The organism is Roseobacter cerasinus, from assembly GCF_009811755.1.
Classification (GTDB): domain Bacteria; phylum Pseudomonadota; class Alphaproteobacteria; order Rhodobacterales; family Rhodobacteraceae; genus Roseobacter; species Roseobacter cerasinus.
In genome coordinates, this window is sequence record NZ_BLIV01000001.1 from 487,838 (window position 1) to 513,860 (window position 26,023).

A 26,023-nucleotide genomic window follows, 5' to 3' on the forward strand; every position below is an offset into this window, starting at 1 on the left:
GTTGCGCGTCAACACCGTCACGGTGCTGTAACAGGAAATTCATCCCCCTGTCGTATGCCTCTGGGATAGCTCAGCCACAATATCTTGTAGAAGGGGCAGGAAATGCCGTTGCTCAGGATGAATGCGACAGATCAGGGGCTGCACCTGCATCACACCGGGGCTGACGCGCTGTCTCAGATCGCCGAGGTTTCGCAGCGGACGGGCGGACCAGCCATCGTGATGATCCACGGCTTCAAATATGACCCCCATGCGGATCGGCACTGCCCGCAGCGCAAGCTGTTCGGGGCGCAAGGCGCAAACTGGCCGCACGCCTTGGGCTTTGATCAGAGCAAGGCAGGTGAAGGCCTTGGTATCGCCTTGGGATGGTCAGCTCGCGGCCCGCTGCGACAGGTTCACCGGCGTGCAACCCGGCTCGGGCTGACCCTCGCCGAGCTCGTTGGCACTTTAAAAGCAAACCACCCGGCCCGCCCTGTGCATGTCATTGCGCATTCACTGGGGTCCGAAATCGCGCTGGCGGCGCTGGAGCATCTGCCCCCACGGGCGGTGGACCGAATACTGCTGCTGACAGGGGCCAGCTTCTGTGGCTTTGCCGATGACATGCTTGCGACACCAGCGGGCAGGACAGCGGAGGTGTTCAACATCACCAGCCGCGAGAATGACGTCTTTGATCTGGCGTTCGAGACGCTGGTGCGCGCACAACGGCAGGGCGACCGCGCACTCGGCCAGGGGCTCTCACGGCCCAACGCCCTGAATATCCAGCTCGATTGCGACAGATCGCTCGCGGCATTGGCACAGTTTGGCACCCCCATCACAACGCCTAAGCGTCAGATCTGCCACTGGTCCAGCTATACGCGCCCTGGCGCAATGAGCTTCTATGCCAAGCTGTTGCGCCAACCGGAGGCCTATTGCTTCCGGGAGTTGCAGGGTGCTCTTCCAGACGATCAAGACCCAAGGTGGTCACGTCTTGGCCTCGGCTGCCCCAACGTGGACATTTGTCATGTGGCCACTGAGTCGTTGGCTGCGGTGACGCTCAGACTGCGCCACAAGGCGACCCTGTTCAAGCGCGCGTTTTCCAAGAGAGACCCCGACGAACCAGCCTTTTTGACATCGGCATGCATCCGGTCTGATGCCACAACCCCCTCCTGATCCCGAGGGCAACCCATCTTAAACTGCAAAAAACGCATACCGGTGATGATTTTCTTTGCATAACGTGGTTTTCGTCGCGCACACTCCGCCCGTGCCAGGGAGGGGTTGCCTGAATTTGAGTATGATCGAGTATATGTATTCGCCCGGCGCGCTGGTTTATGTCGCTGGCACGCTTTATGTTTTGGGCTTGGTGACCATCAATCAGGTGTTCTTGCGCCTGCTGATCCTGAGCGGCACCTGCGTCTATATCCTGTACTATGCCACGGTGGCGGCGAGCCCGCTCTGGGAGGCTATTTATGTCAGTACGCTCATTGGGACAGCCAATCTGATTGGCCTGAGCAGCCTGCTTGCGCGCAGATCCCGGCTGGCCATCCCGCGTGCGTATGCCGACCTCTATGCCGATTTTCCGCCCCTGCCGCCCGGAGACTTCCGCAGCTTGATGAAGCTGGCCCACCGCTACCGGGTTGAGGATGAGCGGCAATTGACCGTAGAAGGGGAGATTGGAACGCGGCTTTACTACGTGATTTCAGGCGCCACTCGGGTCCAGAAAGGTGACAGCGAGTTCATTCTGCCACCGCAATTCTTTCTGGGTGAGATCGCTTTTCTGATCGGGCAGCCAAGCTCCGCCTCCACTTGGTTGGAGCCGGGGGCCGAGGTGTTGGAATGGCGGTTTGATGACTTACAACGCAAATGCGCGCGCAGCACCCGCTTTCGTCTAGCGCTGGAAGCTGCGATCTCGGTGGATCTTGCTCAGAAGGTGGCCCGGGCCATCGGCCCCAATGCGGTGCGTCCGCGCCCGCCGGAGCCTGCGCCCCCACGCGCGATGGTCAACTAGCGTCGTCAGTTTCCTCTGAGATCAGATAGCTTTGCAGGCTGGTGAACTGCCACATTAGAAAGGCCATCAGGGCAATCGGAAAGCCGAAGGTTTCGATCTTGACCCAGGCGTCCGTCGACATGGTGCGCCAGATGATCTCATTGGCCACTGCCAGCACCGCAAAGGCGGCGCAAAGTCTGCGGGTCAGGATCATCCAGCCTTCGTCGCGCATGGGCATCATCTCACTCATCACATACGCCAGATAGGACTGACCGCGCAAAAGACCGATGCCCAGCAGGACGGAGAAAAGACCGTAGACGATGGTGGTTTTCATCTTGAAGAAGCGTTCGTCGTTGAACCAGGCGGTGAGCGCGCCGAAGAAGATCACCATGACGGCCGTGAAGACCTGCATGCGGCTGAGTTGGCCGGTGAGACGCCACAGGAGGCCCATGGCCACCAACAGAATTGGGACGAATATCAGCGCGGATACGATAAAGCCGGTGTATTCCGTCCCGCCGATCACGAAGGTGTCGTCCTTGATCCTGAGATAGATCAGGAAAAACAAGATCGTAGGGCCCAGTTCGAGCACTTGTTTCACGATGGGGTTTATCGGTTTTACGTCTGACATATTCTCTTCCTATCCGCCCATCTCAACTATCACAGCGCCCAGCGCGATCAATGCCATAAGGGCGATCCGTCGCGGCCCGACGGTTTCTTTCAGAAAGAGCCAGCCGATGACGGCGGCAAAGACCGTTGAGGTCTCGCGCAGGACGGCGGCCTCGCCCACCTTGTCGAGCCGGGTCGCCATCATCACTGCGCCGAAACTCAAAGGGGCCACCAGGCCGCCCACGAGGCCCCGCGCCATCAGTGGGCCCAGCGTGGGGCGATCCGCCATGCGTAGCCAGCGGGCGGCGGCGACGAAGGGCATGAAGATCCCGTCGATCATGAAAAACCAGGCGAGGAAGGTGAAGGGATCTGCCGTCGCGCGGATGCCGTAGGCGTCATAGGTCGTATAGAGCGCCACGAAGAGCCCGGTCATCACGGCCAGACCCAGGGCCGCTTTCAGGGTCTCGCGCTCGGACACCAGAAAAATCATGTTGTAGATCGCGAGCCCAAAGATGCCGGCGAGCAGCACGGCGACGCCGATCCACTGGGTGCCCGTGAAGGTCTCGCCAAAGATCAGATAGGCCCCGATCACGGTGAAGAGCGGGCCGGTGCCGCGCACCACCGGATAGACAACTGTATAGGCCCCTTTCGTGTAGGCCCAGGCCTGCAACAGCTTGTAGATCACATGGATCAGCCAGACAGCGGCGAAGATCGGCCACATATGCGGCTCGGGCCAGGGCACCACAAAGAGCACGAAGGGGATGGCCATCAGAAAATAGCAGCTGTCGATGGCACCCCGCGTGAGCCAGGGGTCGTGACGCCCCTTTTGCAGCGCGCCGAAGACCGCATGCAGGAAGGCGGCCATCAGCGCGAGGCCCAAGGCGACCTTGTGGCCGGTTTCGGTGCCTTCGATGGAGAGCAACCACTCCGTCATAAATGGCGAGGCGGTGGCGCGAGCCCCACCGCACCTGCTGGTTGCGGGTTGGGTGGTTGCAATCTGGGTATCATTGGCGGTCGAGGCCCATGAGCGCGTCGGCGAACTCCTCAGGATCGAAAGCGTCGAGATCGTCGATCTGCTCTCCGACCCCGATGGCATGGATCGGCAGGCCGAATTTGTCGGCCAGTGCCACAAGCACCCCGCCCTTTGCGGTGCCGTCGAGCTTTGTCATCACAAGGCCCGACACATCGGAAATGTCGCGGAAGACCTTAACCTGACTGAGCGCGTTCTGACCTGTGGTCGCATCCAGTACCAGCAGCGTGTTGTGGGGCGCGCTTTCGTCCTTCTTGCGGATGACGCGCACGATCTTGGCCAGTTCCTCCATCAAATCGGTACGGTTTTGCAGCCGTCCGGCGGTGTCGATCAGCAAAAGGTCTGCGCCGTCTGCCTGGGCCTGTGTCATCGCATCGAAGGCCAGGCTTGCCGGATCGGAGCCTTCGGGGGCTGTCAGCACAGGCACTCCTGCGCGCTCGCCCCAGACCTGAAGTTGCTCGACCGCTGCGGCCCTGAAGGTATCGCCTGCCGCAATCACGACCTTCTTGCCAGCGGCGCGAAACTGGCTGGCCAGCTTGCCAATCGTGGTGGTTTTGCCTGAACCGTTCACGCCAACCACAAGCACAACCTGCGGCGTCTGGGGGTAAAGCGGCAGCGGACGTGCAACTGGCTCCATGATCCGAGCAATCTCGGCAGACATCAGCGCCTTGATTTCCTGAACCGACAGCTTCCGACCCAGCCGTCCTTCGGCCATGTTGGCCACCACGCGCAGAGCCGTGTCGACACCCATGTCCGCTGTGATCAGCAGTTCTTCAAGTTGTTCGAGCATCGCGTCGTCCAGCACGCGCCGGACAACTGTTTGCTCCGCTGATCGGCCCATCAGGCGCCCGAGCAGGCCCGGTTTGGCAGCGCTTGGTGCAGACACCGGTTCGGTCAGATCCTCCGCCACCGGAGTTGGCGCGCGTGGCAACACCACAGGTTCGGGTTCGGGTTCGGGTTCGGGTTCGGGTTCGGGTTCGGGTTCGGGTTCGGGTTCGGGTTCGGGTTCGGGTTCGGGTTCGGGTTGAAAAAGCTCCGAAACCGTTGCCGGGTCAACCGGGTCTTCTGACACCACCGGTGGTTCCGGCTCAATCGCCACCGGCATCCTTTCAACCGCCTCTGCCGGAGACGTCATAACCGCATCAACCTCGGCGGCAGTCTCTACAGCGGGCGGCGCGGCAGGCTCAGTCTCAGGCGTCACAGCCTCTTCGACACCGCCCTCCTCGACAATGGCCTCAAGCCCCTCATCAAGCTTGGATGAGGATTTGAACAACCGATCCTTGAGCTTTCTAAAAAACGCCATCTGATCCGATCCCTATGTGCTTCCAGCGACCCTTGAACGCTCTATGCATATCGTTGCAGCGCATCGTGCCACAGGCTGCCCGCGGCGGGGTTCTGCGCGGCCTCGGTTTTCTTGTGGATATGTAACCCGAGATACGCAGGATCGCTGTAGAAAAACGTCCAAGGCACCTGTTTGAAAACATCCTCGTTCTGGGCATCCGACCAGTGATAAAACGTATGTTGCGGCTGCGCGTGATCAAAGAGGTTGTGGCGGCGCGCCAACCGGCGAAACGCCTCGTTGCCATACATCGTAATGCCCAGATCCGACGGTGAAAAAGCGGTGCGGGTCAGCCGGTACACCATCGGGCGCAAGACACGGCGTTTGAACTCCAGCCAGTTCGGCGTGAGGTCATCCTGCGTGATCAACCGCTCGTATTCACCGATAATCGGGCTGTCGGGCGGCAGATAAAAAACGGAGGCGCCAATCCCGCCATTGGCCTCTCGCACGAAGTAGACTTGATCCGGATCGTATGCGAACGGTTTGAACATCAGAACGTCCGTATCAAGCCAAAGACCACCGCCGGATTTTTGCAGGAAAACGCGAAAGAAGTCGCTGAACTGCACTGTGGGCAGCCAGGAGACCTGGTGTTTTTTGGCAACCGGCACAAGCCGCGCAACCAAGGACCGGTCCAGCACCTCATCGCCATCGCGGAGCGTGACGCCTGCGGGGACGTTGGGCACGTCCCCATAGGTGTAAAGCGTCACCGGCATGCCCGTCGCCACCATCGACGACAGGCATATCCTGTCCACCAGCCGCAGGGGGCCGTCGAACCACATGCTGGCGAGTTCGGTCTTCTTTGCCCTCGGCGTCACCGCAACCTCTGAGTCATCAAAACGCGCGATCTCTATCAGGCCGCGCGAATGATGAAAACCGGTCTGGCACAAGGAATGTCTGGGTCAGATCTCGTCGGGGAAGTGCTTCATGGTCAGGCGGATGGGGTTTGGCGCCGCCTGCCCGAGCCCGCAGATCGACGCATCGACCATGGCGGTGCTGAGCTCTTCGAGCAGCCCTTGATCCCAGCGGTCGGCCTGCATCAGCTTCACCGCCTTCTCACAGCCGACACGACAGGGGGTGCATTGCCCACAGCTTTCATCCTCGAAGAACCGCAGCATGTTGAGCGCGGCCGCTTTCGCGGAGTCCTGCTCCGAGAGCACCACCACAGCCGCCGAGCCGATGAAGCTGCCCAGAGGCTGCAACGTGTCGAAATCGAGCGGGACGTCGTTGATCGACGCAGGCAGCAGCCCAGACGACGGCCCACCGGGCTGATAGGCTTTGAAGACGTGACCCTCGGCCATGCCACCCGCTGCCTCGATGATGTCCAGGATCGTGGAACCTGCGGGCAGCAGGTACACGCCGGGCGCCGCCACGCGGCCCGAGACGGAGTAGCTGCGCAGACCTTTGCGCCCGTTCTTTTCGGTGCTCGACAGCACCTCCGGCCCTTCGCGACAGATGCGCGCGACCCAGTGCAGGGTTTCCACGTTATGCACCAGCGTCGGCTGGCCAAAGATACCCACCTGCGCCACGAACGGCGGACGGTGACGCGGCATGCCGCGCTTGCCCTCGATGCTTTCGATCATCGCGCTTTCTTCGCCGCAGATATAGGCGCCCGCGCCCCGCCGCAGGTCGATGTAGCCCGGGTCAACGATGCCCGCCTCTTCTAGCGCGGCAATCTCGCGCGCGAGGATTTCCAGCACCGCCGGGTATTCATCGCGCATGTAGATGAAGGCCGTTTCCGCTTCCACCGCCCAGGCGGCGATCAGCATGCCTTCGAGGAAGAGATGCGGCACACGTTCCAGATAATAGCGGTCCTTGAAAGTGCCCGGCTCGCCCTCGTCGCCGTTCACGGCGAGATAGCGCGGGCCCGCGTTGGCACGCACGAAGCCCCACTTCTTGCCCGACGGGAAGCCCGCCCCGCCCAAGCCCCGAAGACCGGAGGCAAGTACCTTGTCCTGCACGGCCTCCCAGTCGCCATTTGCGCGCAGATCCTTCAGAGCGGCGTATCCACCATCGGCAACATAAGCCGCGAAATCCTGATAGTCGGGGATATGCGCGTGAGTGTCATCCGCCGCAATCGCCGCCTGCACCTTTTCGGGCGTGGCGTGGTCGATATGCGCGTGGCCCAGCTCCAGCACAGGCGCCGTGTCGCAACGCCCCATGCAAGGCGCGCGCAGCACGCGGACTTCGCCGGGGTCCAGCCCGTCTTCCAGCGCCGCCTTCAACTGCTGCGCACCCGCTAACTCGCAGGAGAGCGAGTCGCAGACCCGGATGGTCAGCGCGGGCGGCGGTGTCTCACCTTCCTTAACCACGTCGAAATGCGCATAGAAGGTCGCGACCTCATAGACTTCGGCCATGGACATGCGCATCTCTTCTGCGAGCGCGCGCAGATGCGCGGCAGAGAGGTGGCCAAAGGCATCCTGGATCTTATGCAGATGCTCGATCAGCAGATCGGCGCGGCGGGGGGCGTCTCCCAGCAGATCGCGCACCTCCGTCCAGGCATCATCCTGCAACTGGCGGCCCTTGGTGTGGCGGCGGCCCTTGCCCTTGCCGGATTTCCAAACGCCCTTGCGCGGGGACGTGTCTGCCTTGTCCAATGCCATCGTGCGGTCTCTCCCGTCCCGGCCAAAAAACCGGGTGCCTCTCAAAACGTCCAATTTGCGCGATGCTATCAGCCCGCGCCTGTACACGGTACTGCCAAAGCCGCCCCGGCCACAGGCCAGAAACGACACTCTGTGTCTGATCAGAAACTTCCGCTATTAACTGACACAGCCGAGAGTGCTTTGTCGGGCGCGCATGTCAAGGTAAACAGTTTCCTAACATGATCGTTTTTGCCCCCTCCCTCCTCTTCGCCTTGGCGAGCCTTGGCCCGGCGGCGCTGCTGCTGCTCGGCGCGATTGCGGGCGGGGTCTGGCCCTATGTCGGCCTCTTTAGCATCACGACCGGTGTCGTGCTGCTGGATCGGGCGGGCATGGAATGGGCGGCGGCTACGGGGCAAGACGTATGGCTGCCCGTGGGTGTGGGGGCTGTGCATTTTATGCTGCTGGGGGCGGGGGTCTGGGCCATCGGCACCGGCGCGCATCTTGAAACCGCACAGATCATCGCTCTGGCGGTTGGGATCGGCCTCTATGTCGGACAGGTGTCAAACGCCTGCGCGCATGAGCTGATCCACCGTGGCCATCGCTGGTTGCGCGTACTTGGCACCGCGATCTATTGCTCGCTGCTGAACGGCCAGCACGTCTCGGCCCATCTGCTGGTGCATCATGTGCATGCTGGCACCGCGAAAGACCCCAATTCCGCCCCGCTGGGCCAAGGATTTTGGCGATTTTTCGCGCAGGCCATGATCGGTGAATTCAGCGCCGGGCTGCGGGCCGAAACCCATCGCCGCCAGGGGCGGGCGATGTGGCGGCATCCTTATGTGCTCTACGGCGCGGGCGGCCTGCTGACACTGGTTGCTGCATATCTGCTCGGCGGAGCGCTTGGGGGACTGGGTCTGCTGGTCCTCGCACTGCATGCGCATCTGCAGCTGATGCTGTCGGACTATGTCCAGCACTACGGGCTGCGGCGCCGGGTGGGTGCGCAGGGGCGGCCAGAGCCAATGGGCCCGCAGCACAGCTGGAACGCGCCCCGGAGCTTCTCGGTGGCCCTGATGCTGAACGCGCCCTTGCACTCCGACCACCACATGAACCCCGCGCATGCCTTTTCGGCCTTGCGACATGACGCGGCGCAGATGCCCACCCTGCCCCGCTCCGTCCCCGTGATGGGCGCTCTGGCGCTTGTCCCGCCGCTCTGGCGTGCGGTAATGGACCCGCGCGTGCGCGCCGTCACCGCGCACCCCGGCACGCCGCCCGGCGCCTTGGCGCCGACTCCCGAGCCTGTGACTGGCTCTCAACCCTTCCTTCTGTCAGAGTAAACCCATGGTATCGATTTCAAAATCTATCTTCCTTTTCGCAGGCATCCTGTGCCTGATCGCCCTGCCCGTCCTGGCCCAGCCGCCCATGAACGCGCAGGAATTCGACGACTACACCCGCGGCAAGACGCTGTTCTACGGCGAGAATGGCGTGACCTACGGCGCGGAGGAATACCTCGACAACCGCCGTGTGATCTGGTCTTTCCTTGATGGCGAATGCAAGTCCGGCACCTGGTACGAACAATCGAACCAGATCTGCTTTATCTACGAAGACAACCCCAACCCGCAGTGCTGGACCTTCCATAAGGACGAGGGCCGGTTGATCGCGCGATTCCAGAACGCACCGGGCGCCACCGAGCTTTATGAAGCCGGGGACCTGAACGACGAGATGCTCTGCCTCGGCCCTGACGTCGGCGTCTGAGCGGTTCGGACAGCAGCGATTGTGGGCGGGGCGAGCGCCCTCACCCCCATCGAGGGGGATCGGGCGCTGCCCGGCCGTGGCCGGGCGGGACGGAACCCAACCGGGTGATCCAAAGGAGTGGTCCGACCGTTTTGGTTCAGAAAAGGGAGCCTTGTTCCGGCGGCTTTGCCGCAGATTTGCGCGGCGCCGATTTACCCCCGACAGTCACGCGACCATCGGCGAACTGGATCTCCAGCGTGGATGCGGCATTAGCGCTCTTGCTGTCGGTGACAACCGCGCCCTCGCTGCGGACGACTGCAAAGCCCCGCTCCAACGTCGCCTCATAGCCCAGCGTGCGGCGCAGACGTTCCGCCGCCTCCAGCCGCGTGCGGCAGGCCGTGATGTTGCGCTGGCCCGCATCCGCCAGCCGCTTTGACAGCTGCGTCAATTCTCGCGCCTTGCGGTACCGGTCCTGCTGCAGGGCGGTGGGGCGAAAGCGCCGCGAGGTTGCGGCCAACTGCTCCCTCTTGCGCGCAATCGCGCGGGTCAAGGCAGGGGCCAGCCGGAGGGACGTATCCGCCAGCCGCCGCGCCTCCGTGCTCAGCCCCCGGCGCAGGGTCGAGGGGCGCAAAGATCCGCTGATATCCGCCAAGCGCACCTTGCGCCGCTGCACCCCCGCAATCAGCGCAGGCCCAAGACGCGACGACACCATATCGAGCCGCTGGCGCGGTGTGTCGAGCAGTGTCTCCGCCCGGGGCAGCGCGCGGGCCATGTCGCGCAACCGCTGGTTGCGGCGGGTCAGCCCCTGGCTCAGCGCCTGGCGCATCCGCGCGTCCTGACCATCAAGCCAGGCCATCAGCTCGTGCCGCACCGGCACCGCCAGCTCGGCCGCCGCCGTAGGTGTGGGTGCGCGCTTGTCCGAGACATAGTCAATCAGCGTCGTATCCGTCTCATGCCCCACCGCTGAGATCAGTGGGATCGCAGAGGCCGCCGCCGCCCGCGCCACGCTCTCCTCGTTGAAGCCCCAGAGATCTTCGACTGAGCCGCCGCCCCGCGCCACGATCAACAGATCGGGCCGCGGCAGCGCACCGCCCGGCTTCAACGCATTGAAGCCTTCAATCGCGCGCGTCACCTCCGGCGCGCATTTCTCCCCCTGCACTGCCACGGGCCAGATCAGCACCTTACGCGGGAACCTATCCCGCAGCCGGTGCAGGATGTCGCGGATCACCGCACCCGAAGGTGAGGTCACGACGCCGATGATCTCCGGCAGATAGGGCAGCGGCCGCTTGCGCGCGGGGTCAAACAGCCCCTCCGCCTCCAGCATCTTCTTGCGCTTTTCCAGAAGCGCCATCAGCGCGCCCATGCCCGCCGGTTTGATGTCCTCGATGACGATCTGATACTTCGACTGCCCGCCAAAGGTGGTCACACGGCCCGTAGCGACCACCTCCATCCCCTCCTCGGGCTGGGTCTGCAGCCGGGCGGAGACGCCCTTCCAGATCACGCCCGAGATCACCGACCGGTCGTCCTTCAGATCGAGGTAGATATGCCCAGAGCGCGGGCGCGAGACACGGCCCACCTCGCCCTTGATCCGCACATGGCCAAACTCGCCCTCGATCACCCGCTTGATCGCGCCCGAAATCTCGGTGACGGTGAACTCGGGGCTGTTGAGGCCCTCCTCGGGCGCGTCGATCAGGTCCATTTCGGCTCCGGCTTGTCACGGCAGTGCGGGGAGCATAGAACGCGCGCAATCCAAGGCCAAGCAGATCAGGAGCGCTGCCCATGAACATTCTCATCCTTGGCAGCGGCGGGCGCGAGCACAGCCTCGCCTGGGCGGTGATGCAGAACCCCAAATGCGACCGGCTGATCGTGGCGCCGGGCAATGCAGGCATCGCCGAGATCGCGGACTGCGCGGCCCTCGACATCGAAGACGGCAGCGCGGTGGTGACCTTCGCCGAGGAGATGGCGGTGGATTTCGTGATCGTTGGGCCTGAAGCGCCGCTGGCCGCCGGGGTCTCCGACCGCCTGCGCGCGGCGGGTGTGCCGGTCTTTGGCCCCAGCGGGGCGGCAGCACGGCTCGAAGCCTCCAAGGCCTTCACCAAGCAGATCTGCGACGCGGCAGGCGCGCCCACCGCCGCCTATGGTCATTTCACCGATGCCGCTGCGGCCAAAGCTTATGTGCAGGCCCAAGGCGCTCCTATCGTGATCAAGGCCGACGGGCTGGCGGCGGGCAAGGGCGTGATCATCGCCGAAACAGAGGCCGACGCGCTTGCGGCCATCGACGACATGTTCGGCGGAGCATTCGGCGCGGCGGGCGCCGAGGTGGTGATCGAGGAGTTCATGCAAGGCGAAGAGGCGTCTTTCTTCGTGCTCTGCGATGGCGAGACCGTCCTGCCCATCGGCACAGCACAAGACCACAAGCGCGTGGGCGACGGCGACACTGGACCCAACACCGGGGGCATGGGCGCCTATTCTCCCGCGCCGGTGATGACACACGAGGTCACGCAAAAGGCCCTCGACCAGATCGTGCGACCCACGATGGCCGAGATGGTGCGGCAGGGCACCCCTTATCAGGGTGTGCTCTTCGTCGGGCTGATGATCGAGGACGGCCAGCCGCGCCTCGTGGAATACAATGTGCGCTTCGGTGACCCGGAGTGTCAGGTGCTCATGCTCCGCCTCGGCGCGCAGGTCCTCGACCTGATGCAAGCCTGTGCCGAAGGGCGGCTGGATGAGGCGCAGGTCAACTGGGCCGACGATCACGCGATGACCGTGGTGTTGGCTTCACAGGGCTATCCGGGCGCTTACGAGAAAGGCTCCGTGATCCGGGGCCTCGGCAGCATGGCCGAAGACAGCTGCCACATGGTCTTCCACGCGGGCACGGGCCGCGACACTGGGCAGTTCATCGCCACCGGTGGCCGCGTTCTGGCTGTGACGGCGCGCGCAGACACCCTGCAGGCCGCGCGCGACAGCGCCTATGCCATGTTGGATCAGATCGACTGGCCAGAAGGCTTCTGCCGCCGCGACATCGGCTGGCGCGCGCTCAGCGACAGCTGACACGTTACAGTTTGCAGTCCAAGGCTCGGGCAAACGCCGCCCGGCTGGTGTCACGCCCCAGCCGCGTGGTCGAAAACTCATGCCCGTCGAACCGCACGGCCAGCAACTCCGCCCAATTCGCTGAGGCGAGCACCATCTCCGGCGCGCCGGCGCAGGTCCGTATCCCACCAGCGATGTCCCGCTCGCCAATGCGATGATTGGTCAGCCCAGGCAAATCCGCCACCGGCTGCAAGCCACCGTCCTGATACCGCCAAACCCGTAAGGTCTTGGCCAGATGCGGCCGGTCCACATAGGCGATCTCGATCACCCCGTCCCCATCCAGATCCGCCGCCCCGACCGGCGCAAGCCAGCGAAATCGCGTCCCGATGAAAGATGTGGCGGTGATCCGCCCCTCCGGCCCATAGACAGCGAGCCGCGCCCCAGCACTCTGGCTGCTCTCCACCACGATGACCTCCGGGTACCCATCCGCGTCGAGATCCGCCACCCGCGGCACCGTGTCCTCAAAGACCAGATCCTCCGGCAGCATGAAACTCCGCTCAGCACCATCCGCAAAAGACAGCACAACCTCGCTATGCTCGATCCCATCCCCCAGAACCGCATGCGCATAGCGCTCGGTCGGACCCGCATAAGCGGCAGACACAATCTCACCGGCGGCCACTGCGCCCCCGTGCCACAGGCACGCGGCCAGCAGCGCGCGGCGCGCAAAACGGACCCACGAGCGCAACCGCAGACGCCGCGCCCCCGCGATCATCAGATCTGCTTTTCCGGCATCTGCACCACCAGACCATCGAGCGCATCTGTGACTTTGATCTGACAGGTCAGCCGCGACCGCGCGGGATCGGGCTCATAGGCGAAATCCAACATGTCCTCTTCCATGTCTTCTTTAGCGGGCAGCTTGTCGGTCCAGACCGGGTCCACATAAACATGGCAGGTCGAACAGGCGCAGGCGCCACCGCAATCCGCTTCGATGCCGGGAATGTTGTTGTCCCGCGCGCCTTCCATGACCGTGAGGCCGTTGGCAACCTCCACCACATGTTCCTTACCGCCGTGTTCTATGTAGGTGATCTTGGCCACGTCCCGAATTCCCTTCTTGAGCTGCTTTGGCATGTCTACCGGGGCGATATAGGGCGCGCCAGCCCCATTTGCGACCCCGCTTCGGACCCGACCCCAGACCATCTGACAGGTACGCCAAAACCGGGCTGCCAAGCACACAGAAAAAGCGCCCCGAACCGGGGCGCTTTTCAGAGGGTCTGGAGGACCAGTTACTCCGCCAAAGACAGAGCCACAAACCTCGGATCACCGGCGCGGCGCACCAACAAAAGCAGCGACTTGCGCCCTGCTTCTTTGGCAGCCTCCACGCGCTCCTCCAGCTCGGAGATACTGGTCACCCGCTGCTGGCCCGCTTCGGTGATGATGTCACCGGCCCGCAGGCCCTTCTCGAAGGCTTCCGTGGCCTCGTCCACGGCGGTCACGGCGAGCCCTTGCGTCTTGTCATCGACACCCAGCTCCTCTCGGATCTCATCCGTCAGGGTGGTCAGGCTCAAGCCCAGCACGTCCTTGGTGGTCGGCTCGTCCTCCTGATCCGGGCTCACGGCCACGGCCGGAACGGCTCCTTCCGCCTCTTCGCGGCGGCCCAGCGTCACGCGCAGCGTCTGGGTCGCACCTTCACGCAGCACGGTCACCCGCACGGTCTCACCGACCGGGCTGTTGCCGACTTCACGCACCAGCCCGCGCGTATCCTCCACGTCCTTCCCGGCGAAGCTGATGATCACGTCACCCGCTTCCATCCCCGCCTCCTGGGCCGGGCCTTCCGGCACATCCGTCACCAGCGCGCCCGCCGTGCTCTCCAGCCCCATCGACTCGGCCAGATCATCCGTGAGGTCCTGAATGCGCACACCGAGCCAGCCGCGGCGGGTCTCGCCAAACTCTTTCAGTTGATCGACCACCCGGGTCACCACGTTGGACGCCATCGAAAACCCGATGCCGATGGAGCCGCCATTGGGCGACAGGATCGCGGTGTTCACGCCGATCACCTCACCGTCCATGTTGAAAAGCGGCCCGCCCGAGTTGCCCCGGTTGATCGCCGCATCGGTCTGGATGTAATCGTCATAGGTCCCGCTCAGCGCGCGGTTGCGGGCCGAGACAATGCCTGCGCTGACCGAAAAGCCCTGGCCCAGCGGGTTGCCCATGGCCACGACCCAGTCGCCCACACGCGCCAGATCGCTGTCGGCGAAGGAGACAAAAGGCAGCGGGCCGTCCGCCTCGACCTTCAGCAGGGCGATATCGGTGTTGGGGTCCGTCCCGATCACCTCAGCCTTGAGTTCGCTGCCATTGAAGAATTCGATCAGGATCTCATCCGCACCTTCAATGACGTGATTGTTGGTCACAACATAGCCATCTTCGCTGATTACAAAACCCGACCCCAGCGCCGAAGAGCGGCGCGGGCGGTTGCCCTCCCCATTGTTGTTGCGGTCCTGGAATTCGCGGAAGAAATCCTCAAAGGGGGAGCCCTCTGGGACGATGCCCTGAGGGCCGGTGCGCCCGGCCACCACCGTGGAGGTGGTAATGTTCACCACCGAAGGGCTGATTTTCTCCGCCAGCGGCGCGAGGCTCTGTTGCTGCGCCAGCGCGCTCAGCGGCTGAACCAGCATGAATGCCAGCGTCAGAACCGCCAAAAGCAACAGGCGCATCTGCACAGAGGCGCGGTTGATGTTGGACATGGATACTGCAGTGGGCTGCATGCGTCGTCTCCTGAAACTCTTGCTGTCCGGCCGTGTGGCCGCCGTGTGGTCTTGACTGCGTGGACCACCACTAGAGTGCATTTAGGGTGACCCCCACGCAACATCAAAGATGTATCAGCGTGTCACAGTTTCAATACTGTGTGAACGATCCGTGAAGCTGCGGGACCGTAGCCAGCGATGCGACGCTCTCAAAACGCCGCGCCCAGCTGTGCCGCGAACCACACCAGGATCAGCCCGCTGACCATGATCAGCAGACCCACCTGCCGCACCGCGGTCTGCGGCAGGGTGCGCAGAACCTCCAACATCCGTTCAATAAGCGAAGGGGCCAGCGCATAGGCCAGCCCCTCGATGATCATCACAAGCCCAAGCGCCAGCAGCAGCGTGCTCACCGGCGCTCACCCTCTTCCGAGCGCAGCCCCTGATCGGAGCGCAGATAGTTGAAGAACTCCGAATCCGGCGACAGCACCATGGTCGAGTTGTTGCCTCGCAACGCGCGTTCATAAGCCGTCAGCGACCGGTAGAATTCAAAGAACTCCGGATCTGCTCCGAAGGCACTTGCGAAGATGGCATTGCGCTCCGCATCCGCCTGACCGCGAATGATATCTGCTTCGCGGGTCGCATCCGATGTCAGCTCAACCACCGTCCGGTCGGCCAGGGCGCGCACCCGCTGGGCCGCTTCCTCACCGCGCGCGACCTCGTCTGCGGCTTCCCGTTCCCGCTCGGCCCGCATCCGGGCAAAGGTCGCATCCAGGTTCTGCTCGGGCAGGTTGGTCTGCTTCAGCCGCACGTCCACAACTTCGAGGCCCAGAGGCAGCGCCCGCAGCCGTGCTTGTTCGGTGATCCGTGCCATCAATTGTGCCCGGTCGGCAGAAAGGATAGTGTTCGACGTCACCCCGTCGGAGCCAAGCACGCGGCGAATAGTCGGATTCAAGATGTCCTCGAGCCGTTTATCGGCGAGACTCAAACCGCCATTACCCACGGCTTGCCGGAACTGAATCACATCTGAAATCCGATAGCGGGCAAAGGCGTCCACCACAAGGCGTCGGTCATCCGAGGGCGTTACCTCGACGACTTCGGTGTCCAGCGACAGAATGCGGTCGTCATAGCGTACCACCTCCTGGATTACGGGAATCTTGAACGCCAGCCCCGGCTCTTCCTTAACTTGCTTGATTTGACCGAACTGCAGCACCAATGCCTTCTCGCGCTCATCAACGATGAACACCGAGCTCAGCAAGCCGATCACGGCGATGACTAAAATTGGTAACAGGAATTTGCCAGCACGCATCAGTTTGTCCCCCCAGCAGCAGAGCCGCGGCGCAGTTCATTCAACGGCAGATAGGGCACAACCCCCTGCCCCCCGGTGCCACCGCCCAGATCACTTTCAAGGATAATCTTGTCGACGTCACCAAAGACGCGTTCCATGGTCTCAAGATAAAGCCGCTTGCGCGTGACTTCCGGCGCTTTGGCATATTCCTCCAGAACCGAGGTGAAGCGTGCCGCCTCACCCTGAGCTTCATTGACCTGCTGGGCGCGGTAGGCTTCGGCCTGCTCCAGCTGGCTGGCGGCTTCACCGCGTGCGCCCGCCGTCACCCGGTTGGCATAGGCGTCGGCCTGACGCTCCAACCGGTCCCGCTCCTGCTCTGCGGCCTGCACTTCGCGGAAGCTGTCGATCACCTCGCGCGGCGGGTCGGCCTTGTCGAGGTTGAGACGCACGATGTTCACGCCGCTGTCATAGGCATCCAGCGTAGCTTGAATAAGCTGCTCGGCCTCATCGGCAATGATACCCCTGTCCCGGTTCAAGATCGGCGCCAGCTGGTTGCGCGCAATTACCTCGCGCATGGCCGATTCCGACACCGCGCGGATGGTCTCGCGCGCTTCAGCGAGATTAAAAAGGTACTTGGCCGGATCGCTAATGTTCCAGACCACCTGGAAATCAATGTCGATGATGTTCTCATCTGTGGTCAGCATCAGCCCGCTATCAACCCGGGAACCGATATCTTCGGTCTGTTCCCTCGTTGTGGGCAAAACTTCAACGGTTACAAAAGGCCAGTAAGCCAAGTGCGGACCATCGTCGGTGGTCCGGTAATAGCTGCCGAGAAACAATTCTACACCCTGCTCTTCTGGCTGCACCGTGTAAAAAGATGCAAAGAACCACGCAGCAGCAGCCCCCAACAGGCCGAGTCCGACGGTCCCGCGCGTGAAGGCCGGGCCCCCACCGCCGCCGGCGCCACCACCGCCGGTGCCGCCGCCTTTGCCGCCCATCAGGACGCGCAGACGCTCCTGGCCTTTTTTGACCAGCTCGTCGATTTCCGGGATTTGTGGCCCCTCACCGCCCGGCCCACGCGGACCGCCGCCATTGTTGCCGCGATTTGGCCTGCGTGGCCCATCATCATCGGAGTTTCCACCGCCGCCGCCCCAGGGGCCGCCATTATTCCCAGCCATTCAGTCTCTTTCCCTCCTAGGTCGCCCAACAGGCGATCAAATTCATGCCATAGGTACGTGTGGTCACGCGAAATTCAAGCCGTGCGCATCGGGTTGCGCATGGTCACGATCTCTTCCGACATCGTGGGATGCACCGCCACAGTCCGGTCGAAGTCTTCCTTGGTCGCGCCCATCTTGATCGCAACACCTGCCAGTTGGATCATCTCACCCGCATGTGGTGCGACGATGTGACAGCCCAGAACCTTGCGGGTTTCCTTGGACACCACCAGCTTCATCAGAACCCGATCAGGCCGTCCGGCAAAGGCGGTCTGCATGGGCCTGAACGACGTGCAGTAGATCTCAACCGGCTCCTGCTCCCGCGCGTCTTCCTCGCTGAGGCCAACGGTGCCCATCTCGGGTTGTGTGAAAATCGCTGACGGGATCAGCTCGTGATCCACCGATGTCGGATTGCCCTTGAACACCGTTTCCACAAACGCCATGCCCTCGCGGATGGCCACAGGGGTTAGATTCACCCGGTCGGTTACATCGCCAATCGCGTAGATCGAGGGCACCGCCGTCTGGCTGTACGCATCCACTTCGATCTGACCGCGACGGCCCAGTTTCACGCCGACCTCTTCCAGCCCCATATCCTTAGTGTTGGGGTCCCGCCCGGTGGCGAAGAGCACCATGTCAAAGACCCGTTCCTGTCCGGTGGTCGACTTCACCCAAACTGGCCCTTGCGGACCATCGACCTCCGCCTGCATCTCCTGGCGTTGTTGCACATCTGCGCCCATCGCCGCATCGGAGGCGGTGCCTGTCCAACTGGCTGTGTGATCCTCGCTGGCGGGTGCCATTTCTACGATATTGGTGCCAACCCGCAGATCGATCCCGCGCTCGCGCATGGATTCGGCCACCAGACCGCGCGCTTCCTCGTCGAACCCCCTCAGGATCTGTGCCCCCCGGTAGTATTGCGTTACCTCGACCCCCAACCCGTTCATGATACCCGCAAATTCACAGGCGATGTAACCGCCGCCTACGATCAGCAGGGACTTGGGCAGAGTTTCCATATGGAAGATATCATCAGAAACGATGCCAAGATGGGCGTTCGGCATGTCTGGCCGCACCGGTTGTCCGCCGGTGGCAATCAGGATATGTTTGGCGCTTTTGGTCTCTCCGGTCGACAGCGTCACCTCATGCGTACCCGAGACCCGCGCACGGGCGTCGAATGTTTCCACGCCTGATCCTTTGAGCAGATCGCGGTAGACTTGTTCCAGCCGGTCCAGTTCCTTGTTGAGCCGGCTCTGGAATGACACCCAATCAAACGGCCCGTTTTTCAGATCCCAGCCGTAGGAGGCCGCATCCTCGACGACGCCGGCGTATTCGCTGGCAAAGACCATCAGCTTCTTTGGCACGCAGCCGCGAATGACGCAGGTCCCGCCATAGCGATCATCTTCTGCCAGCGCCACTTTCGCCCCCGCGTCACCTGCGGCAACCCGCGCTGCACGAACGCCGCCTGAGCCGCCACCGATGACAAATAGATCGTAGTCAAAATCGCTCATCGGGGGGCACCTTTCGGGGTCTTTGGAACTTGAGGATGTGTATATAAGCGGGGGCCGCGCCTTTGCCACATCACGAGGCTGTCAGCGCGGAAGCATGTTTAGTCGGGCAGGTCGGCAAAGATGTTATCGCTATCGACAAAGTCGAGCCTGCCGGTCTCGACCGGGCCATTGTCAAGGTCGCGCATCTCGATGCGACCATCACCGTAGCCGATGATCACCCGATCACAAATGTCAATGAAAAGGCCATTTTCCACCACGCCGGGGATCTGGTTCAGCGCCAGTGCCGTCTGCCGGGCATTACCGATGCGTTTGAGGTGCAGATCAAGAATGCGGTTGCCCTCATCTGTGACAAAGGGCGCGTCTCCATCCATCCGCAGGGCCGTCTCGCGCCCGAGCACGTCCATCGACCCCAACGTTTCCTCGACCAGCGCCCGCGTGGTCTGAAACCCGAAGGGGATCACCTCAACCGGCAGCGGAAAAGCCCCGAGCGTCGCCACCTCCTTGCCCGCATCCGCGATGACCACCATGGTATCGGAGGCGGTGGCCACGATCTTCTCCTGCAGCAGCGCGCCGCCTCCGCCCTTGATCAGCCCCAGCTGCGGGTCAAATTCATCGGCACCGTCAATGGTCAGATCCAGCCATTTCGCCTGATCGAGCGTAACCACCTCGATGCCCACCTCACGCGCCAGCTCAGCGGTGCGGATGGAGGTCGGCACAGCCGTGATCTGCAACCCCTCGTCGCGCACCCGCTCGCCCAAACAGCGCACCAGCCAGGCCGCAGTGGATCCTGTGCCCAAGCCCACACGCATACCGTCTTCCACCAGTTGCGAGGCGCGTTTTGCGGCAACGAACTTGGCCTTTTCAATGGGCGACAGGTCAGTGGGCATGGGCAGATTCCTCCGGCGGCTGCCTTGCCTTATAGGAAACAAGCCTCCGGGGTGCGAGGGCTGTTTTTGCAAACCCGCCAGATCAGCGCCACCGCCGCGCGAAGCGGCGGTAAGATGTCGCTTTCCACTGCCAAGGCGCACGGGAATCACGCTAGGACGGACGCATGGACGCTCCACGCTACATTCTGCACTACGCGCCCGACAATGCGTCTTTGGTCATCCGGCTGGCGCTGGAGGAGCTTGCGGTGCCCTACCGCACCCATCTGGTCGATCGGCACCAGGGCGGCCAGCGTGCGCCCGCGCATCTCGCACTCAACCCCAATGGGCTGATCCCCGCCCTGGAGACACCGGAGGGGGCAATGTTCGAGACCGGTGCGATCCTGCTGTGGCTGGCGGACCGTCACGGTGGCCTCGCGCCATCTCCCGACAGCCCGGATCGGGGCGATCTGCTGAAATGGCTATTCTACCTCTCCAACACGCTGCACCCAGCGCTGCGCCGGTTGTTCTATCCCGGCAGCTACATCGGGGACGACCCCGCCCATCAGGCGCGTCTGCAGACTGAGACCCGGCAGAACATTCTCAGCCATTTGAAAATCCTCGAAGCCCATTGGCGCCCTACGGCAGAGCCAACTGTCCTCGACCTCTATCTCGCTCCGATGCTGCGGTGGGTTCAGATCTACCCGCAAGACAGCGACCGCAGCTGGTTTGACCTTGCCAGCTTCCCTGCCCTACATCATGTCGCATCCCGGCTGGAGAGTCGGGCCAGCACCAGGACTGCGCAAGCTGCCGAAGGGCTGGGCCCCACCCCGTTCACCGCGCCGCAGGCGCCCAACCCACCCGAAGGAAGCGCGCTTTAGATGTTCTTGTCGGTTTTCGAGATGTTCAAGGTGGGGATTGGCCCCTCGTCCTCGCACACCATGGGTCCGATGGTGGCGGCGGCCCGGTTTCTGGACTTGATGCGCGCCTCACCCTTTGCCTTTGCCGGGCTGCGCGCGTCGCTGCATGGCTCGCTGGCCTTCACCGGTGTCGGCCATGCGACCGACCGGGCCACCATTCTGGGGCTGGCAGGCTTTGTGCCCGAAACCTACGACCGCGAGAAGGCGGATGCCGCGCTGGAGACCATCAAGGCCGAGCGCAAGTTGCAGCCCGAGGGTCTGCCGGAGCTGGCGTTTGATCCCGAAACGGATCTGATCTTTGATTTTGACACGGTGCTGGACGGCCATGCCAACGGTATGATGCTGATGGCCACGGATGCGCAGGGCGACGTGATCCTGAGAGAGGTTTATTACTCCATTGGCGGCGGCTTTGTGATGACGGAAAGTGAGCTGGCCGAGGGCAAGGACAGCGATGAAGGCGCGCCCGTGCCCTTCCCGTTCAAGACCGCCGCACAGATGCTGGAGATGTCTGCCGCCTCGGGCCGCTCCATTGCCGCCATGAAACGCGCCAATGAAATCTCGCGCGGTGGCGCCGAAAACCTCAAGTCCGGCACGGCGCAGCTCTGGCAGGTGATGAATGACTGCATCGACAGGGGGCTGAGCACAGAAGGCATCCTGCCCGGTGGTCTGTCGGTCAAGCGTCGCGCCAAGGGCATCCATGACAAGCTGATGGAAGAGCGCGGCATGAACCTGACCGCACCGCATACCATCAATGACTGGATGAGCGTCTACGCCATGGCGGTGAATGAGGAGAACGCCGCCGGGGGCCAGGTGGTGACCGCGCCCACCAATGGCGCGGCGGGCGTGTTGCCGGCGACCTTGCGTTACTATCTCGACCATGTGCCCGGCGCCTCTGAGGCGCATATCGAGGACTTCCTGCTGACAGCGGCGGCCATCGGCGGGTTGGTGAAATACAATGCCTCGATCTCCGGCGCCGAGGCCGGATGTCAGGCCGAGGTCGGGTCTGCTGCGGCCATGGCTGCCGCCGGGCTCTGCGCGGTGATGGGCGGCACGCCCCAGCAGGTGGAAAACGCGGCCGAGATCGCGCTGGAACATCACCTCGGCATGACCTGCGACCCGGTGAAAGGGCTGGTGCAGGTGCCCTGTATCGAACGCAACGGACTGGGCGCGATCAAGGCGGTTTCCGCCGCCTCACTCAGCCTGCGCGGCGATGGGACGCATCTTGTTCCGCTGGACGCCTGCATCGAAACCATGCGCCAGACCGGGGCGGATATGTCAGAGAAATACAAGGAAACCTCGCTCGGCGGGTTGGCCGTAAATGTGCCAAACTGCTGAAACTTGAGTCACCCTGTAAGGGTTTCTTGCATTGACTGAAAGCCGCCTCTACGGTCGCGGCATGAGTCCAGATCGTCCCCTGCTTGGAATCATGCTGATGCTGGGATTCTGCATTCTGGCACCGGTGGGTGATGCCATTGCCAAAATCCTCGGAGAAACCGTTCCGGTCGGGCAATTGGTGCTTGTGCGCTTTGCCGTGCAGGCGGTTGTGCTGATCCCGCTGGTCTGGTGGACGGGCCGACAATGGCGCGCTCGAGGACGTATCCTGACCCTGACCTTTGTGCGCACGCTGCTGCATATCTTCGGGATCGGCGCGATGGTCACGGCGCTCAAGTATCTGCCCTTGGCCGATGCGGTCGCGATTGCCTTCGTGATGCCTTTCATCATGCTGCTTTTGGGCAAATACGCGTTGAACGAAGAGGTCGGATCGCGCCGGTTGGCCGCCTGTATCGTCGGGTTCATCGGCACGCTGCTGGTGGTGCAGCCGAGCTTTCAGAACGTGGGCTGGCCCGCGCTTCTGCCCGTTGTGGTGGCGGTCAACTTCGCCTTCTTCATGCTTGTCACCCGGCAGATTGCACGCGAGACGGATCCAATTGGCCTGCAGGCCGTCAGCGGGGTAATGGCGGTGACCGTGATGATCCCCATCGTGTTGCTGTCGCAGAACAGCGGTGTCTGGAACCTGCAGTGGATCGCTGTCGACGCAACGGACTGGACCCTGCTGCTCAGCATCGGGCTGCTGGGCACCTTTGCCCACCTGTTGATGACCTGGTCGCTGCGCTACGCGCCCTCGGCAACCCTTGCGCCCATGCAATACCTCGAAATACCCTTTGCGACCGTGATTGGCTTCATCGTGTTTGGCGACCTGCCCAATCCGCTTGCGGCCCTGGGCATTCTCATCACGATGCTGGCGGGGCTTTATGTGGTGCTGCGCGAGCGGGCCAGCGCGCGTGCCGTGGCAGCGCCAGGAGTGTCTCCGCAGCCGCTGCCATAGAGGCGCGCGGCAGGATGCACAGCAGCGCAGGCGCATCCACCTCCAGACGCAGCCTGCCGGTGGCGCGGTTGGACGTGCCGGACTGCCCATCTGGCGCGAACGCAAGCCCGTCGATGGGCCACTCCAAACCGTCTGACCGGCCTGTTACGGCGCCCATTGGGAACAAAGACACACGGGTGCCCGGCTCCATCGGCATCTCAAACAATGGCGGGCAGAGGAAGATGACATCCTCATCGCCCACCATAAGACAACAGGCATCGGATCGCATCACAAGGGTGTGCAACGCCGCCAACTGATGATCGATACGCCGACCGCAAAAGCCCACCGCAAGCACAAGCGGCGCGGAGATATGGCGCAGCGCCTTGTCGAAATCCGTGCTGTCCTGTTCGGTGATCCTATGCTGGCACTCCGGCGGGATCCGCGCCAGAGCTGCCTGCGATATGGAATCCATATCCCCAATCACCGCAGCCAGGGGAACGCCTGCGGCCAGCACCGCCTCGGCGCCGCCATCAGCCGCCACGCAGGTCGGCGCAAGGGCCAGGGCAGCCCGCAGATCTCTGTCCAAGAGAGCGCCGCCCCCCACCAAGGTGACCGGGTTCGATTGCTCTAAAATTTTATTATTCATCGAAGATTAACGACCTTTTCAGACAGTAGAAACACGCAGGCGACGCGTGGTGCCGCCATGACCACGGATTGGCGCCGCCTTGGCCTACCCAGCTATTTGAGACCGGTCGTTGAAAACAGGCATAAGACGAGCATTGGATGACGCAGAGCAGCAAGATTCTAACTGTTTCTTATGGAACGTTTTCCTGCACGCTGGAAGGGTTTGACGACTCTCTTGAAGCGATGAAGGCCATTACCGAGTATTTTCGCGAGCTTGCGGCGGAAGACCGGTATTTTGGCGTGGAGCCTCCTCAAACGCAAACGGATGAAGCGACGCGCCTGGCCCGGCACGAGGTCAGCCGCCGCATCGACGCTCAGGGCACTGACGGCAGTCTCCCGCTGCGCCCCCGCGCGGACAGAAAAGTGACAACCAAGGGCGCATCCGTCGTCGAGGGCGCGGACAAGCGAGCCGAGGTGCCGCCCGCGGCGGTCGATGTCCGCCTTGAGGCATCAGATGCAGATGAGGGAACCCCCAGGGCAAAGGATGCGCCAAGTCAGGATCACACACGCGGACCACGACAATCAGACCAGGACGCAGGTGACAGGGCTGTGGCCAAACCCGCGCCTTCCATCACGATCAAGACGGCACTAGATCCCGATACCGCCGCAAAGCTACACCGCATTCGTGAGCTTGTCGGGCATCGGCCCAAAACGGCTGAGACGACAGACACGCCTGCTGGCGAGGCCAGCGCCGAGCAGGACCACGATCAACCGCCGGGCGAAAGAGCGGAAAAATCCGATACAGTGAAGGCTGAGACAAGCCCGAGAGAGGGGCCAGATCAGCACACATCCCCCCCTCCGGACGACCTGCAGATTGCGCTGAGGCAGATTGAGCGTGAAATCAGGGTGGCCGACGAAGATGCGCCGCATGCAACACCTGACGACGCGGCATTGATGCCCGGTGACGATGAGAGCGCGTTGGACATAGATAACAGACGCGAAACCATCGTCCCGACGGAGCAGACGAAGCCACGGCTGCGATCAGCAGTGGGGGGCCGCGTTCTGAAGGTAGATCGTGCTGATCTGGAGGCGGCTCTTGCCGCTGGTGAGTTTGGAACGCGACCGCGCGACACTACGACCCCTCGCACCTCCGAGGCGAAGCTGCCTCCCGTCGATAAAAGCGACGCAGACGATGTCTCGCGCCTCATGGCCGAAGCAGAACAAAAGATGGGCGATCCCGATGGCACCACGCGACGCGACGCCTTTGCGCATCTTCGTGCGGCAGTGGCGGCGCGCTCCGTCGACGAGAGCATGCAGCATGCCGCGACTGAGGATGAGACAACCCGGCCCTATCGACATGATCTTGCCCAGGCTATTGGACCGCTCCGCCTTTTGTCCGCCGGACAGCGGGCCGAGCGCCCTGAAGATTCCGCGCCCGCCCCACTCAAGTTGACCCCCGAACAGCGGGTCGGAGATTCGCCTCCTGATGCGAGCCGCGTCACACCTCGCCGCATCCCCGCCGAAAGAGAGTCCACGTTGCCAGCCGGCATCGGTTTTGCGGCCTTCGCCGAAGCGTGGGGCGTCACTCAATTGCCCGACTTGCTAGAGGCCGCCGCAGCCCATATGCGGTTTGTTGAAGGCCGCGAGGTTTTCTCGCGCCCTCAGCTGATGACACATGCGCGGCAGGCCGATGCCGAGAATTTCCACCGCGAAGAGGCGCTGCGCGGTTTTGCCAAACTGCTTGAGGCGGGCAAGATCGAAAAAATCGGCAGCGGACGCTTTCAGGCAGCGGACACTATAGGTTTCAGACCGGAAAAAGACGCCGGGTGACCCCAGTCGCAATCAAACAAAAAAGGCCAAACCACATTCATTTGCCATCGTCGTTCTGACAGGCTGTACCCCTTGCCAACATCACGGCGCTGCATTCGCCGAACGATCCCGCCGAGCGGAAGCGAACCTATTTCGGTCATCAGGCCGGATGCTGGGCAAGGTCTCGTGCGTCACCCCGGTGCGCAAACCACGGGCTTGCCCGGCGTCCAATGTCAGTGATGCCAGTTGAAACGTGCCGCACACTAACTGTCCATCCGATCAGGATCGGCCTGGCCAATGCCGCGAAAGATGAACTTGAACGGCAACGCCCAGACAATTCCAAGCCCCGCGTAGACCAGTAATTCAACCAGAATGGACGGGCGTTCCAGCCAGTTCACCACCGTCACCGCCGCCACGATATAGGCCGGTAAGGCGACCAGCAGGATCAGGAGCGACAGGCGGCGGCGGGTCTTGTAGCTAACGGGCAT

The 26,023-nt window shown here is 62.8% G+C and carries 25 protein-coding genes; 9 read left to right on the forward strand and 16 right to left on the reverse strand.

Features of this window, described 5'->3' with window-relative positions:
- The first annotated feature begins 102 nt into the window (after positions 1-102).
- Together So717_RS02475 and So717_RS02480 are read left to right on the forward strand one after the other, a co-directional pair.
- Positions 103-1,146, forward strand: a complete 1,044-nt coding sequence (locus tag So717_RS02475; RefSeq protein ID WP_159974608.1) for an alpha/beta fold hydrolase — start codon at positions 103-105, stop codon at positions 1,144-1,146.
- A 121-nt stretch (positions 1,147-1,267) separates the two neighbouring features.
- The gene (locus So717_RS02480) at positions 1,268-1,981 is read left to right on the forward strand and encodes a Crp/Fnr family transcriptional regulator (protein ID WP_159974609.1); all 714 of its coding nucleotides are present in this window, start codon (positions 1,268-1,270) and stop codon (positions 1,979-1,981) included.
- Here So717_RS02480 and So717_RS02485 read toward each other — a convergent pair.
- The 5 genes from So717_RS02485 to So717_RS02505 form a co-directional block, all read right to left on the reverse strand.
- Positions 1,974-2,588, reverse strand: a complete 615-nt coding sequence (locus So717_RS02485) for an inner membrane-spanning protein YciB (RefSeq protein WP_159974610.1) — start codon at positions 2,586-2,588, stop codon at positions 1,974-1,976. The two genes, So717_RS02480 and So717_RS02485, sit on opposite strands and share 8 nt — an antisense overlap.
- Positions 2,589-2,597: 9 nt before the next feature.
- Positions 2,598-3,500, reverse strand: a complete 903-nt coding sequence (locus So717_RS02490) for an EamA family transporter (protein WP_159974611.1) — start codon at positions 3,498-3,500, stop codon at positions 2,598-2,600.
- A 70-nt stretch (positions 3,501-3,570) separates the two neighbouring features.
- Positions 3,571-4,899, reverse strand: a complete 1,329-nt coding sequence (gene ftsY / locus So717_RS02495; protein WP_159974612.1) for a signal recognition particle-docking protein FtsY — start codon at positions 4,897-4,899, stop codon at positions 3,571-3,573.
- 41 nt (positions 4,900-4,940) lie between these two features.
- A complete protein-coding gene (locus tag So717_RS02500; RefSeq protein WP_159974613.1) occupies positions 4,941-5,750 on the reverse strand; it encodes a hypothetical protein in 810 nt (269 codons plus the stop codon).
- An 84-nt stretch (positions 5,751-5,834) separates the two neighbouring features.
- Complete coding sequence (locus So717_RS02505) at positions 5,835-7,535, reverse strand: NAD(P)H-dependent oxidoreductase subunit E (RefSeq protein WP_159974614.1); 1,701 nt, start codon at positions 7,533-7,535, stop codon at positions 5,835-5,837.
- A gap of 218 nt (positions 7,536-7,753) precedes the next feature.
- Here So717_RS02505 and So717_RS02510 point away from each other — a divergent pair, with 218 nt between their 5' ends.
- Positions 7,754-8,845: an alkane 1-monooxygenase gene (locus tag So717_RS02510; protein ID WP_159974615.1), complete on the forward strand. Its 1,092-nt coding sequence runs from the start codon at positions 7,754-7,756 to the stop codon at positions 8,843-8,845.
- 4 nt (positions 8,846-8,849) lie between these two features.
- Positions 8,850-9,263 carry a hypothetical protein gene (locus So717_RS02515; RefSeq protein WP_238840612.1) on the forward strand — a complete coding sequence of 138 codons (414 nt, stop codon included), beginning with the start codon at positions 8,850-8,852 and terminating at the stop codon, positions 9,261-9,263.
- 136 nt (positions 9,264-9,399) lie between these two features.
- Here So717_RS02515 and xseA read toward each other — a convergent pair whose 3' ends face one another.
- Positions 9,400-10,941, reverse strand: coding sequence for an exodeoxyribonuclease VII large subunit (gene xseA, locus So717_RS02520; RefSeq protein WP_159974616.1), 1,542 nt, complete (start codon positions 10,939-10,941; stop codon positions 9,400-9,402).
- A gap of 80 nt (positions 10,942-11,021) precedes the next feature.
- Between xseA and purD the strand changes: the two genes are divergently transcribed.
- Positions 11,022-12,293 carry a phosphoribosylamine--glycine ligase gene (gene purD / locus So717_RS02525; RefSeq protein WP_159974617.1) on the forward strand — a complete coding sequence of 424 codons (1,272 nt, stop codon included), beginning with the start codon at positions 11,022-11,024 and terminating at the stop codon, positions 12,291-12,293.
- 4 nt (positions 12,294-12,297) lie between these two features.
- Here the strand turns inward: purD and So717_RS02530 are convergent, their stop codons facing one another.
- The 8 genes from So717_RS02530 to rpiA all read right to left on the reverse strand — a co-directional run bounded on the left by So717_RS02530 (position 12,298) and on the right by rpiA (position 19,901).
- A complete protein-coding gene (locus tag So717_RS02530) occupies positions 12,298-13,044 on the reverse strand; it encodes an FG-GAP repeat domain-containing protein (RefSeq protein ID WP_159974618.1) in 747 nt (248 codons plus the stop codon).
- Positions 13,044-13,367: a 2Fe-2S iron-sulfur cluster-binding protein gene (locus So717_RS02535; protein ID WP_159974894.1), complete on the reverse strand. Its 324-nt coding sequence runs from the start codon at positions 13,365-13,367 to the stop codon at positions 13,044-13,046. The genes So717_RS02530 and So717_RS02535 overlap by 1 nt, the downstream gene beginning before the upstream one ends.
- A gap of 188 nt (positions 13,368-13,555) precedes the next feature.
- Positions 13,556-15,034 carry a DegQ family serine endoprotease gene (locus So717_RS02540; protein WP_159974619.1) on the reverse strand — a complete coding sequence of 493 codons (1,479 nt, stop codon included), beginning with the start codon at positions 15,032-15,034 and terminating at the stop codon, positions 13,556-13,558.
- A gap of 188 nt (positions 15,035-15,222) precedes the next feature.
- Complete coding sequence (locus tag So717_RS02545) at positions 15,223-15,423, reverse strand: DUF2065 domain-containing protein (RefSeq protein ID WP_159974620.1); 201 nt, start codon at positions 15,421-15,423, stop codon at positions 15,223-15,225.
- Positions 15,420-16,319: a protease modulator HflC gene (gene hflC, locus So717_RS02550; protein WP_159974621.1), complete on the reverse strand. Its 900-nt coding sequence runs from the start codon at positions 16,317-16,319 to the stop codon at positions 15,420-15,422. Before hflC ends, So717_RS02545 begins: the two co-directional genes overlap by 4 nt.
- On the reverse strand, positions 16,319-17,476 hold the full coding sequence (gene hflK / locus So717_RS02555) for an FtsH protease activity modulator HflK (RefSeq protein WP_159974622.1): 1,158 nt from the start codon (positions 17,474-17,476) through the stop codon (positions 16,319-16,321). The genes hflC and hflK overlap by 1 nt, the downstream gene beginning before the upstream one ends.
- Positions 17,477-17,550: 74 nt before the next feature.
- Positions 17,551-19,014, reverse strand: a complete 1,464-nt coding sequence (locus So717_RS02560; RefSeq protein ID WP_159974623.1) for an FAD-dependent oxidoreductase — start codon at positions 19,012-19,014, stop codon at positions 17,551-17,553.
- A 98-nt stretch (positions 19,015-19,112) separates the two neighbouring features.
- Entirely contained in the window at positions 19,113-19,901 is a 789-nt protein-coding gene (gene rpiA, locus So717_RS02565) for a ribose-5-phosphate isomerase RpiA (protein WP_159974624.1), read from the reverse strand.
- A gap of 164 nt (positions 19,902-20,065) precedes the next feature.
- On the opposite strand from rpiA, the gene So717_RS02570 reads away from it, so the two are divergent.
- The 3 genes from So717_RS02570 (at position 20,066) to So717_RS02580 (ending at position 23,123) form a co-directional block, all read left to right on the forward strand.
- The gene (locus So717_RS02570; protein WP_159974625.1) at positions 20,066-20,758 is read left to right on the forward strand and encodes a glutathione S-transferase family protein; all 693 of its coding nucleotides are present in this window, start codon (positions 20,066-20,068) and stop codon (positions 20,756-20,758) included.
- On the forward strand, positions 20,759-22,132 hold the full coding sequence (locus So717_RS02575) for an L-serine ammonia-lyase (RefSeq protein ID WP_159974626.1): 1,374 nt from the start codon (positions 20,759-20,761) through the stop codon (positions 22,130-22,132).
- A gap of 61 nt (positions 22,133-22,193) precedes the next feature.
- Complete coding sequence (locus So717_RS02580; RefSeq protein WP_159974627.1) at positions 22,194-23,123, forward strand: DMT family transporter; 930 nt, start codon at positions 22,194-22,196, stop codon at positions 23,121-23,123.
- Here the strand turns inward: So717_RS02580 and So717_RS02585 are convergent.
- On the reverse strand, positions 23,029-23,748 hold the full coding sequence (locus So717_RS02585; RefSeq protein ID WP_159974628.1) for a thiamine diphosphokinase: 720 nt from the start codon (positions 23,746-23,748) through the stop codon (positions 23,029-23,031). The genes So717_RS02580 and So717_RS02585 overlap by 95 nt on opposite strands.
- 221 nt (positions 23,749-23,969) lie before the next feature.
- Here So717_RS02585 and So717_RS02590 point away from each other — a divergent pair, with 221 nt between their 5' ends.
- Entirely contained in the window at positions 23,970-25,556 is a 1,587-nt protein-coding gene (locus So717_RS02590; protein ID WP_238840614.1) for a hypothetical protein, read from the forward strand.
- A gap of 242 nt (positions 25,557-25,798) precedes the next feature.
- On the opposite strand, the gene So717_RS02595 is transcribed toward So717_RS02590, so the two are convergent.
- On the reverse strand, positions 25,799-26,023 hold the full coding sequence (locus So717_RS02595; RefSeq protein ID WP_159974630.1) for a DUF2842 domain-containing protein: 225 nt from the start codon (positions 26,021-26,023) through the stop codon (positions 25,799-25,801).

What these genes read in the sequence shown, in the direction of transcription:
- So717_RS02580 (WP_159974627.1), top strand. Translation starts at nt 22,194, where the DNA reads ATGAGTCCAGATCGTCCCCTGCTTGGAATCATGCTGATGCTGGGATTC.
- So717_RS02560 (WP_159974623.1), bottom strand. Translation starts at nt 19,014, where the DNA reads ATGAGCGATTTTGACTACGATCTATTTGTCATCGGTGGCGGCTCAGGC.
- purD (WP_159974617.1), top strand. Translation starts at nt 11,022, where the DNA reads ATGAACATTCTCATCCTTGGCAGCGGCGGGCGCGAGCACAGCCTCGCC.
- So717_RS02595 (WP_159974630.1), bottom strand. Translation starts at nt 26,023, where the DNA reads ATGCCCGTTAGCTACAAGACCCGCCGCCGCCTGTCGCTCCTGATCCTG.
- So717_RS02570 (WP_159974625.1), top strand. Translation starts at nt 20,066, where the DNA reads ATGGACGCTCCACGCTACATTCTGCACTACGCGCCCGACAATGCGTCT.
- So717_RS02510 (WP_159974615.1), top strand. Translation starts at nt 7,754, where the DNA reads ATGATCGTTTTTGCCCCCTCCCTCCTCTTCGCCTTGGCGAGCCTTGGC.
- hflK (WP_159974622.1), bottom strand. Translation starts at nt 17,476, where the DNA reads ATGGCTGGGAATAATGGCGGCCCCTGGGGCGGCGGCGGTGGAAACTCC.
- So717_RS02485 (WP_159974610.1), bottom strand. Translation starts at nt 2,588, where the DNA reads ATGTCAGACGTAAAACCGATAAACCCCATCGTGAAACAAGTGCTCGAA.
- So717_RS02585 (WP_159974628.1), bottom strand. Translation starts at nt 23,748, where the DNA reads ATGAATAATAAAATTTTAGAGCAATCGAACCCGGTCACCTTGGTGGGG.
- rpiA (WP_159974624.1), bottom strand. Translation starts at nt 19,901, where the DNA reads ATGCCCACTGACCTGTCGCCCATTGAAAAGGCCAAGTTCGTTGCCGCA.
- So717_RS02590 (WP_238840614.1), top strand. Translation starts at nt 23,970, where the DNA reads ATGAAGGCCATTACCGAGTATTTTCGCGAGCTTGCGGCGGAAGACCGG.
- So717_RS02530 (WP_159974618.1), bottom strand. Translation starts at nt 13,044, where the DNA reads ATGATCGCGGGGGCGCGGCGTCTGCGGTTGCGCTCGTGGGTCCGTTTT.
- So717_RS02475 (WP_159974608.1), top strand. Translation starts at nt 103, where the DNA reads ATGCCGTTGCTCAGGATGAATGCGACAGATCAGGGGCTGCACCTGCAT.
- So717_RS02515 (WP_238840612.1), top strand. Translation starts at nt 8,850, where the DNA reads ATGGTATCGATTTCAAAATCTATCTTCCTTTTCGCAGGCATCCTGTGC.
- So717_RS02490 (WP_159974611.1), bottom strand. Translation starts at nt 3,500, where the DNA reads ATGACGGAGTGGTTGCTCTCCATCGAAGGCACCGAAACCGGCCACAAG.
- So717_RS02540 (WP_159974619.1), bottom strand. Translation starts at nt 15,034, where the DNA reads ATGCAGCCCACTGCAGTATCCATGTCCAACATCAACCGCGCCTCTGTG.
- So717_RS02480 (WP_159974609.1), top strand. Translation starts at nt 1,268, where the DNA reads ATGATCGAGTATATGTATTCGCCCGGCGCGCTGGTTTATGTCGCTGGC.
- So717_RS02505 (WP_159974614.1), bottom strand. Translation starts at nt 7,535, where the DNA reads ATGGCATTGGACAAGGCAGACACGTCCCCGCGCAAGGGCGTTTGGAAA.
- ftsY (WP_159974612.1), bottom strand. Translation starts at nt 4,899, where the DNA reads ATGGCGTTTTTTAGAAAGCTCAAGGATCGGTTGTTCAAATCCTCATCC.
- So717_RS02575 (WP_159974626.1), top strand. Translation starts at nt 20,759, where the DNA reads ATGTTCTTGTCGGTTTTCGAGATGTTCAAGGTGGGGATTGGCCCCTCG.
- xseA (WP_159974616.1), bottom strand. Translation starts at nt 10,941, where the DNA reads ATGGACCTGATCGACGCGCCCGAGGAGGGCCTCAACAGCCCCGAGTTC.
- hflC (WP_159974621.1), bottom strand. Translation starts at nt 16,319, where the DNA reads ATGCGTGCTGGCAAATTCCTGTTACCAATTTTAGTCATCGCCGTGATC.